The sequence below is a fragment of the Microvirga aerilata genome (genome assembly GCF_016743775.1).
Lineage (GTDB): Bacteria > Pseudomonadota > Alphaproteobacteria > Rhizobiales > Beijerinckiaceae > Microvirga > Microvirga aerilata.
The window spans coordinates 1-11,869 of the sequence record NZ_JAEQMY010000110.1 but is presented as its reverse complement, the minus strand read 5'-3'; the positions used below and the strand labels follow the sequence as shown (position 1 = coordinate 11,869).

9 protein-coding genes and 2 pseudogenes are annotated in these 11,869 nt (G+C 58.7%); 4 read left to right on the top strand and 7 right to left on the bottom strand.

Annotated features, from left to right (window positions below; genetic code table 11):
* A pseudogene (locus tag JKG68_RS33035) lies at positions 1–231 on the top strand (threonine synthase); the annotation flags it as partial.
* A 356-nt stretch (positions 232–587) separates the two neighbouring features.
* Here JKG68_RS33035 and nadE read toward each other — a convergent pair.
* The 3 genes from nadE to JKG68_RS28060 form a co-directional block, all read right to left on the bottom strand.
* On the bottom strand, positions 588–2,009 hold the full coding sequence (nadE, locus tag JKG68_RS28070; protein ID WP_210346478.1) for an NAD(+) synthase: 1,422 nt from the start codon (positions 2,007–2,009) through the stop codon (positions 588–590).
* A 680-nt stretch (positions 2,010–2,689) separates the two neighbouring features.
* Complete coding sequence (locus JKG68_RS28065; RefSeq protein WP_202065281.1) at positions 2,690–3,355, bottom strand: AAA family ATPase; 666 nt, start codon at positions 3,353–3,355, stop codon at positions 2,690–2,692.
* Between the two features lie 854 nt (positions 3,356–4,209).
* The gene (locus JKG68_RS28060; RefSeq protein WP_202065279.1) at positions 4,210–4,860 is read right to left on the bottom strand and encodes an SOS response-associated peptidase; all 651 of its coding nucleotides are present in this window, start codon (positions 4,858–4,860) and stop codon (positions 4,210–4,212) included.
* Positions 4,861–5,069: 209 nt separating this feature from the next.
* Here JKG68_RS28060 and JKG68_RS28055 point away from each other — a divergent pair, with 209 nt between their 5' ends.
* Positions 5,070–7,967 (top strand): DEAD/DEAH box helicase, encoded by a 2,898-nt coding sequence (locus JKG68_RS28055; protein WP_202065278.1) that lies wholly within the window; start codon positions 5,070–5,072, stop codon positions 7,965–7,967.
* 706 nt (positions 7,968–8,673) lie between these two features.
* Positions 8,674–8,844: a hypothetical protein gene (locus JKG68_RS28050; RefSeq protein WP_202065277.1), complete on the top strand. Its 171-nt coding sequence runs from the start codon at positions 8,674–8,676 to the stop codon at positions 8,842–8,844.
* Between the two features lie 192 nt (positions 8,845–9,036).
* Here the strand turns inward: JKG68_RS28050 and JKG68_RS28045 are convergent, their stop codons facing one another.
* From JKG68_RS28045 to JKG68_RS34355, 3 genes are all read right to left on the bottom strand, one after another.
* Positions 9,037–9,702, bottom strand: coding sequence for an RES family NAD+ phosphorylase (locus JKG68_RS28045; RefSeq protein WP_202065275.1), 666 nt, complete (start codon positions 9,700–9,702; stop codon positions 9,037–9,039).
* Between the two features lie 52 nt (positions 9,703–9,754).
* Complete coding sequence (locus JKG68_RS28040) at positions 9,755–10,135, bottom strand: MbcA/ParS/Xre antitoxin family protein (protein WP_202065274.1); 381 nt, start codon at positions 10,133–10,135, stop codon at positions 9,755–9,757.
* A gap of 159 nt (positions 10,136–10,294) precedes the next feature.
* The gene (locus JKG68_RS34355; RefSeq protein ID WP_281399241.1) at positions 10,295–10,417 is read right to left on the bottom strand and encodes a hypothetical protein; all 123 of its coding nucleotides are present in this window, start codon (positions 10,415–10,417) and stop codon (positions 10,295–10,297) included.
* Positions 10,418–10,983: 566 nt separating this feature from the next.
* Here JKG68_RS34355 and JKG68_RS28035 point away from each other — a divergent pair.
* The gene (locus tag JKG68_RS28035; RefSeq protein WP_202065272.1) at positions 10,984–11,460 is read left to right on the top strand and encodes a sigma factor-like helix-turn-helix DNA-binding protein; all 477 of its coding nucleotides are present in this window, start codon (positions 10,984–10,986) and stop codon (positions 11,458–11,460) included.
* Between the two features lie 309 nt (positions 11,461–11,769).
* Here the strand turns inward: JKG68_RS28035 and JKG68_RS34960 are convergent.
* Positions 11,770–11,869 (bottom strand): annotated as a pseudogene (locus JKG68_RS34960) (IS3 family transposase); the annotation flags it as partial.

Here is an 11,869-nt window from a genome sequence, read left to right as displayed (position 1 = left end):
TTATGTCAGTCCGGTTCAGTTCGAAAGGCTGGCCGGATAGCTGCCAAACCGCTCTCCACAAATGCGGAGCAAGACCACGCGGCCTACAGGCAGGCCATGGCCGATGGCCGGGTTGCGAAGGACGAGCGTGCCGTCCTATTCAATTGCGCGACCGGCCTGAAGTACCCCATGCCGCCAGTTCATGCATCACTGGATCGGACCAAGTCCATCAACTTCGCGGAGCTGGTCTGAGGTCGATCGAGCGCGGCGGTCGAAGTACAATTCCTTTGGCGTGGATCGACGAGCTCCTCCGACCACAGGGAAACCGCCAGCCGATCCTGCGGCTACACTGATTGTCGGCAGGGACTGGTAGGCGCGTTCGCTAGCTCCCAGTCTCCGAGTGCTGTCTTGCGAACCAGGATTAGCCTCTGCCGCAAGAATTCAGGTTCCATAGAAGTTGTTCAAAGAAAGCTCCTGAACAAAATGCTGCCTCGGTCCACAGCATCGACGGCCGGCGGTTCGGGTCCTATAATCTGAGACAGTGATGCTTCAGGGCTTGATCGCTCATTGGCGAATTCCGCCCATCAGCATCTCCTGTTATCCGTAGATCACGGACGGAGCGCATTGGCTTCTCGGATCGTTCTCAGCCCGAGATGCAGTGCAGCTCTGATGGTAGCAGCAAGCACCTCCTTCGGAAGCCCGAAGAAGTGGTGCTCCTCCACGTGTGGGTCGTGCCCTCGGAGGGCTGCGCCGATGTACACGAGCCCCGGCGGCTTACCCTCATGCGGACCTGGTCCGCCGACTCCCGTAACTGCTAGCGCAAGGGAGGCGCACGGTGCCCGATCCAAGGCGCCAGTTGCCATTTGGCGCGCCACTTCAGGATGGTAGGGCGTCTTCTCCTCAATGAGCTCAGCCGGGACACCAAGGGCATCACTCTTGAGCGAGCTGCAGTAGGTGACGAAGCTGCCCTCCAGGACGCCGGAGCTGCCGGGTGCTCCGGCCACGCAGGCGGCGAGAAGCCCAGCGGTGCAGGACTCTGCCGTCACGAGGCGTCGCTCCGACGCCTTCAAGGCATCGGCAAGCTGATTGGCAAGGTCCTGCAGTTCGCCCGAGAACCGCGAGAGGGCCTCGTCCGCCCGCAGCACCGCCGGTCTGAAAAGGCGGGCGTCTAACGCGTCGAGCGCCTCGTAGCGCTCAGCTACGGGATGATCGAGGCGGATCGGGTTGCTGCGCTTGTGCCATGTGCTGCGCAGCCGACGCAGGACCGTGCCGAGGGCAGTTCGAGCATGCATGTCTCCGCCGATCTTGAGCGCCTCTGCCAGTTCCTGAGCTGAGAGGCCCGGATTGCAGGCAAGCCCCTCCAGGAGCGCAAAGACCATCACATCCCATTCCAGATAGCTTACCCCGATCTGTGCCTCGTCCCCACCACCGATCCCAAGCCCATCTGTGGGGTTGGCCCGCCACGTACGCTCTGGAACCCCAAAGGCGCGGGCCAGCCAGGGCACCTCCCAGGACTTGATAAGCGATTGGACAGGAGCGAGATCGCCCACGTCGCCATGCAGCGTCCAGAACCCAGCACCAAGTTCGGAGAAGTTGTCGGTACTCGCTACCAGGCCGCTGAAGCGATGGGCCTGATCGTAAAGAGTGATCATGCGCAGACGGGCTCGGACGTTACCACGCCTTGTGCGCAGCCGCTCTTCGTCTTTGGAAGCGATGCGGATATCGAGCTCTCCCAATTCGCTGACGATGTGCCGGTACAGCCCTGAGAGATCGAGATGCATGTGCTCAAGACCAAGCGTATGACAAGCCTCCACCCCGCGCTCTGTCTCCTCCGGGTTCTGCTCAATAGGCAGGGTAAAGCCGAGCACCCTCCAACCAGCCCGTTTCAGGAGGGCTGCGGTGAGCGCACTGTCCACGCCGCCTGACATGCCCAACACTGCGGTCGAGATACCCGCCTGCTGGCGATAACCAATCAACTCATCAACGAGCGCGTCACCAACCCGTTGCAGCTCCGTCTCCGGCAGGAACAACCCGTTACCGATTGGTCGCGGAGCCTGCGCTCGAACCAGGAAGACACTGGCCCGCGCTGCGCTTGGCGGGAAAGGTTAAGAATATCACCGTAGAACGCCATGTCGGTTTATCTCCTGCTTTCGTAGACTCTATGGAGCAGGCACAGACCCTGGCAAGGCCGCCAAGTTCTCGGGAGGGCCGAACAGATAGCCAGCTACGCACAGGCCGCAGCCCCACCACCTGACAGGTATCAGGTCGTGGAAGGATCTAAATTAGACGGTTTTGCTGTACCTGTGTGCAGCAGGTCATCCATGGCTGAGACCTTGTGTCTGATGCCGAATAGCAGCGTGGGGATCCACCTGACCTCACCATGGGTCTCGAACTTCTTGTCAAAATGCCTGGAACGATTCGCGTCAGGCACAAAGTTACAATGTCAGCACTGAGCAAGGTCTGCTCATGCAGCGGTATGTCACCTCGTTACCATATTGGGGTTTTGTCGCGGATCCAGATCAAGGACGAGAAGCAATAGGTCCGTCGTGTCGCTCTCATGCTGTGAGTAGATAGACTGCTCGGCCAAAGATATTCGCCGATTGCAGACACATTTGGCCTGTTACACGTGCATTAAGCGGGTCATCTCAATGCTACCCAGGGTCACATAGGTAGCGAAAACAGACTGGAGCCAAGCATCGTCCGGGTACACTCAGGCGGACTGAGCGTGCTTGCCCGTCATACCCTCGATTGCCTCAAAGCTCCTTGCTAGAGCTCGCCAAAGCTTGCCAATCTCCTCTGATCCGGACGACTTGGAGCTGAACTCGTTAACGCCGGTTCCATGGGCTAGGGAGAGCGATAAATCGGGGCTATGTGTTATCTGACCCGCCCATGTTGGAACATCGAGCGCCTGCATCGCCCCTCGTGCGTCCTTAACCATCGGGTCATCCGAGCCATTCTTGGCCGGTGCGGCGTTGATCACCACCGCGTAAGGCTTTTTCAGTTCACGGCAGACCTGGATCGTTGCCTGAACGGCGTCGACATCAAACAGCCCCGGACGCATTGGTATCACGACAAGATTTGCATGCCGGATCGCCTCGGCTACTGCGGCTTCGGCGTTGGGCGGCGTGTCAATCAGGACCCATTCAACCCCATCGCGCCTCGCCTTCGCCAAGGTGGCTGCGAGATTCTTGGTGCCAACATAGAGCGGGAGATCCCGCGCGTCGCGGACCTGGTGCCAAAGGGCCAATGATCCCTGAGGGTCTCCGTCAATCAGGAGCGTCGGCCGCGATTGCTCGGCCATGTAGCTCCCCAGATGCGCCGCAAGGGTGCTCTTTCCAGAACCGCCCTTGCGGGAAGCAAAAACCAAGATATTCATGCCAGCTCTCCCAATCTGGGCAGATCGATCATGATTGCGGTTATGAGCCCATAACTGCATTGGAATATTCAACGAAAACAAACGAGGCGCATGTGCTCGCCGCGCTTGCCGTCGTAGAAAGACCTGCTCGTTTTCCCAGATCGATCAGGTAGTACATTGTCGCGTGAGCATAGTTAACAGAGTGTTGATCATGGCGTCGGAATGACATTGCTGCTTTGCAGTCTTACGGATATTTCAACTTGGCGGCCACCCTCATATTAGCCAGGTAGGTTCTACTATGAGGAGCGAAGTCCATCACAAACGAAGGGTCTGCACTCGTAGATTGAGTGACCCTGGTTTAGGCCCACTTGAGTTTGGCGGAACGGCGTAAGGTTACTTTCATTGCAACGGGGCAAGAGCCTTATGGTCTCCGGTGTAGAGTGGGACAGAGGCTACCGACTATCCCCAGTCGAGCGATAGGTCAGAGCCCGGGGTGCAGATCCTTGGTCCTGTCGTGCATCCCTGAACCAGTCTGGAACAGACCGTTGGCCTTCCAAGGCCCACTGAGGACGGAAGCGCTGGTCAATCAAGGTTCGCAGCTCTGGAGCGGCGAGGTCCAAGACGGTCGCATCCCGCCAACGGCGGCAGGCGGTTCTCCTGCCTGTGAGGAAGCCCCAGAGGCTCGCGCCCTCATATTCCACCTGGAGCCTCAGGCGGCCGGTAAGCGTTTTGCGGAAGTTGAACCGTCCAGTCAGAGCCATTCGACTCCCCTCAGACTGTTGCCATACCGGTCAGCATCACAATGATCTGATACGTGGCACCATGCGTGGTGCGTATCAAAGCCTACTACAAGTCTGATCAGCCTCCTATCGTATTCAGCATTGAGGAGCTTTGTCTGACCTTTCGCCTTCCGCAACAATTGTCAGCATGTCATCGGGAAGGGGTCTCTGAAGTTTCAGGGCCTCTTCTGTCGGTGCGTTGAGCCAAACGTCGTATTCCTCGGGCGTGGTCAGGATCACCGGCATCGCTTTGGGGTGGATTGGTCCTACCACACCATTCGGTTCTGAGGTCAGGAACGAATAGAGCAGGTGTTCACCCTCAACAGGATCAGCCTTTGTTCCACGCACGCCGGTCCAAGGCCGCCAGATACCAGCAAACGCGGCAAGGGGGCGCTCTTCATTCAAGGCGAACCAAACAGGTGTCTTTCTCGGCTTCGTATCTTTGTATTCGCTGAAACTGGTCAGAGGAACCAGAACGCGGTACTGCGGCTTGAGCCAAGCCCGCCAGAAGGGCGAGGCGACATTGCGCACGTTGGTCACAGGATAATTGCCTACTTTTGGGGGAGGGGGGAAGCCCCAACGCATCTGGATCAGCTCCCGCTCGCCCTCATGGTTTCGGATGACCGGCGCCATCTGGTCGGGAAAAATGGCCGATAAGGGAGGGACGTTGCCGGCGCTGTCACGAGTCACGTTGAACGCCTGCCGCATCGCGGCCTGAGTTGCATAGGAGCTATAGAGATTGCACACGGGTGGAACCTTCCGTCTCGGCATCCCTGAGGTTCATCTCAATCGGGCAGCTGTGTCGCTGTGAACCTGACAATAAGCGCTGCCTCGCGCAACCCTTCAGGGTATAAACGGAGCACATCACAGGCGGCGTTCCTGATTTGCGAATCATGCACTGCGGCTTGCCCGTCCCGCCCTTCTGATTTTCCGATTGTTCCTCAAGACCTTGACGTATGCGGCCCTCCACAAATCCTTCTGATGCCTTATCTCAACCCTCGAATCCGGCACTCGCCCGAAGGATCGGCGACAAGCAGGCAGAGCCCTATCAGGCCAGGATTGCCGCGTCGGTGCGGGAGGCCATCCAGCGTGGACGTTCTGGTGCGGTGCTGGCTCCGACCGGAAGCGGCAAGAGCCTGCTCGCAGCCGGTGCCGCGGAGGACGCTGTCTCTCTGGGTAAACCGATCCTGATCCTGCACCCTGACGTTTCCCTGCTGCGCCAGAACTACGCCCAGTTCGAGACCGTCCCTGCGATAAAGGGCGCGCAGACGGCATTCTATGTTGCCAAGAACGAGACCATCGGTGACGGGCCGATGCTGCGCAACTCGCTCGATGCGGATGTCATTCCTGCAACGAACATGTCCCTCGTCAACAAGCTCGATGATGAGGACTTCCTGTGCTCCCTCGACCGGTTCGGCAGAAGGGGAGGGGTGGTCCTCATCGACGAGGGCCACAAGGCTGCGGCTGATGAACTCGCAAAGGTCCTTTCCCGTGTCGCGCATGCCGGCGGCTCAGGCATCGTTCTGACCGCCACCCCATTCAGGACCGACGGCAAGGATCCGCTCGACGCTTTCGGTGCGAGCATTGAGCACGACCTGATTGATGTCGCCAGCTATGATGAGGTTCTGGCGACAGGTCGCACGGTTCCCACCAGGTTCGACATCGCCACTGGGGAGTTTGAAGCTCACTTGGGCACCGACGCTGTGCGCCTTATCGAGAGCGCGTTCCTGGCGCTGCTCGCCGAGAACAAGTCGGTTGACCAAGCCGCCCAACAAGCGTTTTCCCGCTTCTTCAAGGAAGGAGCGAGCGAAGGCGACAAGGCCATCGCAGCCCTCATCGTGGCGGCTGTTGCGCGGATTTGGGCCAAGCGGGCGGCTCAAGCGGCTCTTGCCATGATCCACTGTGACAGCGTGGAGTTTGCCAAGGAGCTCTCCAGTTCCCTTGCTCAAGAGAGCCTTCCCCCGGAGCACCCTCGTGCCGGAGAAAAGCCTCGGGTCGCTTTCGTTGTGGCCGGCGAAATCCGTGTCTGGCGCCGCGGCGCCGAGGAAGGACCGAAAGAGGGCGAGGAGGCTGGGTGCAAGATCAAGCGCGACGATCTTCTGGACGCGGCTCGGGCCGGGGGCTTTGACATTCTGGTCAACGTGAACGCGCTCGGCGTCGGCACAGACGTTCCCCAGACTGACCTCAACATCTTGGCCTGTCAGGAGCGCTCCATCGGACCGGTCAAACAGATCAGCGGCCGTGGCGAGCGAGCCCACAAGGCCAGCGGAAAGACCCACCAGGTCTTTGTTGATGTCGGCAACTCGATCCTACGAATCTACAGCGACATCGACGCCATGCGCCGGAACGATCCGGAGCGCTGCCGCCGCCAGGTCCGTGGGTTGGCTGCCCCAATCCGGGAACAGTTCGAAGCGTGGTTCGACAAGGATCCGTCTCTTCGCGAGCAGATTGATGAGCGCCAGCGCCAGATCCGCCTACGGATGGGCGAGGGCGACAGCGAGCAGTACGACGACCCTCTCGACCCCACCATGGAGATCGGGGAAGACGATACTCTCCCGGTGCCGAAGCCCTTCGCTGCCGGTCTGATGACCACAGGCATGCGCCGCTACGACTCAGAGACCAAGAAGTTCTCCAGCCGTGTGGCCTTGTTCTGCGATCTGCAGGAGTTCGGCCTGCTCGACCATGATGCGGCTCCGGATTTTCCGCGCTGGCTGGTAGCCACCCACGATGAGCGCACGGGCGCCCAGCAGGCGTTCCTCTGCAAGACGCAGGATGTCGCCCGCAAGTATGTGGCCTTCGTTGGTATCCGGCATGACGGCGATTATGAAAGCGCCAGCCCAACCGACAAGCAGCGCAAGTTCCTCAAAGGCCTGCAGCAGGCCCGGCCTCTGGCTCTGCCCTGGCTGACCGGCTTTGCCGACCCATCCAGCGCCACTCACATGTCGGGCGCCATCGATCTTCTCAAGGACAAGGCGGCGCTTCTTGCCACGCTCCTCGGTGTTGCGGCAACTCGCCTGATCGAGCGGGCGACGGGAGCCCATAGCCTCCGGCCCGACCTACGTTCCGTTGTCTTGGACCGCCCTAACCAGCTCACACCGCAGCGGCGCGATCTTCTCGCTGCCTATTGCCGGCTGCGGCAGCGCTTTGCCGATCTTTATCCCTATGCCTTTGGCGGCAAAGCCTCGGCCTTCTCCATCACCACTTTTGACCCGAGCGTCCTACCCGAGATCAAGAGCATCGTGGCAAACACGAGCATCCGCTTCTTCATCATCGATAATGCTGAAATGGAGGAGTCGCTTCGCCCCAGCCTTGCCGAGGGACTGATCAAGTCTTCCATTGTGGCAGTCGGTCCCAAAGGCCCCACTGAGCAGTGGATCCGGCAGAAGGCAGGCTTTGGCCGTCACGATGAAGCGGCTCGGGTGCGAGAGCAGATTTTCCGGCAGGCACTCCACGACCTTGCCGATGGTCCGCTGACACGCGACCAGTCCCTGAGTATCACGCTGTCTCGCACCGAGTATCTCGAGATCGCCGCGGCTACGCCGGGCAAGGAGCTCGTTCGCGCCATGCCGTCGGCCGTGATGAACCTGATGCTTCTGACAGGCGGGGAGGGCGGATCACCCTCGCCCGGCGAGCAGGTGGACCTGATCCGGGCGGCCATCCTGAAGAACCAGCCGCAACTCTCTGTTCCGTTCTCGCTCCCGCGTCTCTGCGTCCGGTATGCTCAGCAGCCAGTGCCGGCGCAGAAGAAGGTTCTGAAGGATCTGGAGAAGGCAGCCACCTTCAGGAAGAACCGGGACGCCTATCTATCGGCTCAGGCAGCAACCTCCAGCCACAGCCAGCGGCTGCATGCTTGACCTGCCATAAGTGGCTCTGTTTCCGCTAAGGCCAATTCCATGGAATTTGGTCTTCGGGAGTCCTCTAATCTGAAGAAGCATCCCCCATCAGGCTGGGATTATCCGATTAGGCAGGTAAAACAAATCGACATCAGCCTCGATTATAAATATAATAACATCGTACTTCTAGGGTGTCCTTGAGACCTGATGGCTTACCCGGCCACCAACGTAATCGCTCTCTTGTGGGAGGGTAGAACACGAGGCCGGAAGAGCCGAAGAGATGCAGTGCTGCTCAGCATGGGTCCGATCCCCATCAAAAGGCACTGAAAAGAGGATCGCTCTGTCTGACGATTGACACCGATCCACCTGAACCCGATCGAGATGAATTGGCTGGGTGCAGGCGCTCGCCATCACCAATGATGGCGTAACCGTTGGAGCCACCTATGGCCCAGAGAAGGGCGAACATAAGCTGGGTTTCGGGCAGCCACCAGCTACAGCGTAAAGCTGTTACGTCGCCAATTCACGGTTGATACTCACCAAAAAGGATAAGCCCCTTTTTCTCGACAATCTTCTCCCCCTGTCTCTCATGAGGACGCTCGACACTGGACCGTTGAGCTATCAGCCTTGTAAGGGTCAGGGGGATTAGAAGTAGGGTCTCAATCTACCGAAATGGATGAGAGAAATCTTTCAAAGAAGATAAGTCAGTTGATCATGCTGAGTTGTGCTGATGAGTGATGACGAACTTTGCGAGCAGGATGCGAGCGAAGTGAAGCTCATCAGGAAATCAGCAGCACGAGCGAAGGCAGTGAGGCTCGGGCTTGGTGAACTTATGCAGAGTATCGAAGAAGGACCGTTCTGGATACAATACTCCGCCGATTGCGGACTCATGCTGTTATGAACCGGCCAAATCGCAAGGAGCTGATAAATTTCGATCTTTCGTTGAACATCGAATGCACCTGCTGCGGAGTTCAGCGCGTGACCCAACCTACCTCGACAGAACAACACCCTTGCCAAAGTAAGAACCCGAAGCACTGCCGCCTTGGCAAAGACAGGCTCAGTCTTGTTGTTCCCGTGAGTTCATCACAGCTCGCTAGAAGGCACGACTCCAGTCGCAGTTCGCAAGCCTTGGATCAGCCGAAAGATCCTCCGCCTTGAGCCGGAGTGTGAGCTTGGGAAACTCACGGATCGCCAAAACCCCATCATGCCTGATCCCGATCTTCCAGGATTGCAGCGCAATGGGATAGGACTGGGTGAAGACGCTGGCGCTGAGCCATGTCACCGTCGCTCCCTTGTTCGGACACCTGGCGGAGATCGCCCGGATCCCCGTACCGCCTGCCTCCCGTACAGTGTCCGCAAAGGCCTGCGTTGCGCTATAATCGGCTAGGTTCTTCAGACCGGGAGCCGGATCGTTCGTGATATCGACCATCGCGTCGGTGGAGACCGAGACCGAAAAGGCCGTCCAGTCACTAAAACCCTGCGGGATCTTCGCTTCGGGGGACTCTGCAAAGAAGATGACACGCCAGAAACACACCTCGGCCACGGACGTCTCGACCTGTTCGGCTGAGTAGAAGGCGCCGTCGCGTTGACCCTTCCGCCGGAAGCGGGTGCCCTCTGCCGCAGGCTTGTAACGAAATGGCGTGTAGAGGAGGTAATGAAGATGCTCGAGCCCCTGCGGGACCGGTGGCTTCTTCCTATCGAGCAACTCCTCAAGCCTGTCGTGCTCGTCCTGATTGACCACCAACTGGAAGGTGGACACGATATACTGAGATTCGACGAGCCGCCAACAATGGCCGCTGAAGGAGCGAAACTCAGATCGGAGCGCGTCTGGCGTCAAGGTAGTCAACGACATCGATAAGTCCGGTGATCGACTGAATGGCATCGATAGGGCGGGCCTTTAGGGCCGTATTGTGCCCTCGCATCCAAGAGGCGGCGGCTTCCTGGTCCCCTCCAACGATGGCATCGAGCGAGCGGTACAGCCGGATGAAGAGAAGCGCGAGCTCAAACGCCTTGGGGTTCTTGTCCAGGGTAAAGGCACCTGATTTGATTCTGGAGACGGTGGCCTCGGAGATGCCGAGGACATCGGCCAGGACTGCCTGTGGCACGGTCAACCGCTCGGCTGCACGGATCGTAGCCTTGGAAACAATGGCGCCGTCACGAGGCTCAATTACTGTAGCTGGTTGTGCGCCCATCGGAGCCTCCTTCCCACAGAAATATTCAGCTAGTTAAATTTCTATAGAACGAGTTGTTCCGGGCCGCTATTGAGTCTTGGCAATAATCCACCGGGAATGTTAAGATGCCACCACTGCCAGAGGGCGTCAGGCATGATTGAGCCTGACGTTCAGTCTGAATTAGATGCTGACGATGCTGGTCGAAGCGCCGCGCGGCCTGGCGGACGGGTTGTGGTCGATCAGGCCTTCAGATCCGTGAGCGTTGAACTTAAGCACCAAATCCTGCACGATCTGCAGTGTCATGCGCCCACCCCATTGCCATCCCAGAATCCTCCGCCAACCCCAACTCATCGTGCCCTGACTCCCAACGAGCGTGTCGATGCTCTCCTGAAACATCAGAAACCGAGATCGCCGCAGCCGTCTCGCAATACGGTTGAACGGGACGGGAGACTATTGGCCGGTTCTCGCCGCCTGACGAACCGGGCCTTTGATGCCTTGGATGAGGTGGGAGATTGGATGCTCGGACGGTGATATTGATCAGGTCCCATCAGGTGACGCTGCAAGAGGATACTCCATGGCCGCTCGACTGATCGGCTGGTCAGGTATCGCGTGCAACTTGATGCCGTAGCAACCCGGCGAGCCTACTCTTGGACGAGACCCGGATCTGCTTGGGGCGCCTGAACAAAATCAACAACCAAGATAACAGGCTGGCTTGCATCAGCGGATTTTGGGGCCTTATTCTGTCTTTTGCACCTCCGAACGGCAGAGACGGCTGCGGGTTTGAAGCCGGGCCTCGTCTAGAATGACGAGGTCTTTACTGCACCCTGTGCCGGCTACGCAGTGCCGATCTGGTTTTGAGGAGAAGCTGATTGACCACTCTCAAGGAGTTTGAGGCCGCCCTGCGGGAGCAGGGCATGACTATGGCCCTGGCAATCCTAGAGAAGCTAAAGGAGCGCGACCGGGCCACCCGCACGATCCGGGTGGGGCGGCGGATTGCTGGCAAGAAGATGACGCCTGAACTGGCGCGACAGATCATCGAACTCAACCAGACCACGGACATGACGCAGCAGGAGATTGCGTTTCAGCTTGGGGTCAATCAGGGGCGGGTTAATGAGGTGCTCAAGCACGGCAAGTGGCTGCGGGAGGATCCGAAGTCGGAGGAGGCCGTAGCACGTGACCAGGCCAAGGCCCGAATGAAGAACGCAAACAGTGACGGTGCAAAGCAACGCAAGTCCATCACTGCAGCGGGGGCAACGCCCCGCCGTCCCAAGTCGAAGCTCCAGAGTTCGGCACAGCTTTCGATTGAGGACTATCTGACTACGACCACACTGTCTGACCGGCAATAGAAGCCATGCACTGAGCCATTGTGATCTCGACTTTCCTGGTGCGAGCACCTGTTGGAGCCAGGGTCGGAAGCGAGGAAACAACCAGTTCCATCAGAGCCAAGTTGCAGGCTTGGGTGTCAGCCATATGACTCCGCATCTCGGCAGTCACAGCGGCCTCCTTAAGCTTACCAGGAAGTTATCACCAAGCAAAAGGCCCACGAAGCTGGAAACTTCGAAGGCCTTTGGAGAACCACCGAGGGGTGGCCAAAAAGGATTGTGTAGCAACATCCTTATGGTCTTGCTCCGCATTTGTGGAGAGCGGTTTGGTAGCTATGCGGCCAACTTCTCGAACTGAACCGGACTGAGGTAGTCGAGCGTCGAATGACGCCGGACGGGGTTGTAGAAGCCGTCGATGTATCGGCCGATCGCC

Coding starts and splice junctions, on each gene's coding strand:
- JKG68_RS28065 (WP_202065281.1), bottom strand. CDS start 3,355: ATGAATATCTTGGTTTTTGCTTCCCGCAAGGGCGGTTCTGGAAAGAGC.
- JKG68_RS28055 (WP_202065278.1), top strand. CDS start 5,070: ATGCGGCCCTCCACAAATCCTTCTGATGCCTTATCTCAACCCTCGAAT.
- JKG68_RS28050 (WP_202065277.1), top strand. CDS start 8,674: ATGAGTGATGACGAACTTTGCGAGCAGGATGCGAGCGAAGTGAAGCTC.
- JKG68_RS28040 (WP_202065274.1), bottom strand. CDS start 10,135: ATGGGCGCACAACCAGCTACAGTAATTGAGCCTCGTGACGGCGCCATT.
- JKG68_RS34355 (WP_281399241.1), bottom strand. CDS start 10,417: ATGACACTGCAGATCGTGCAGGATTTGGTGCTTAAGTTCAACGCTCAC.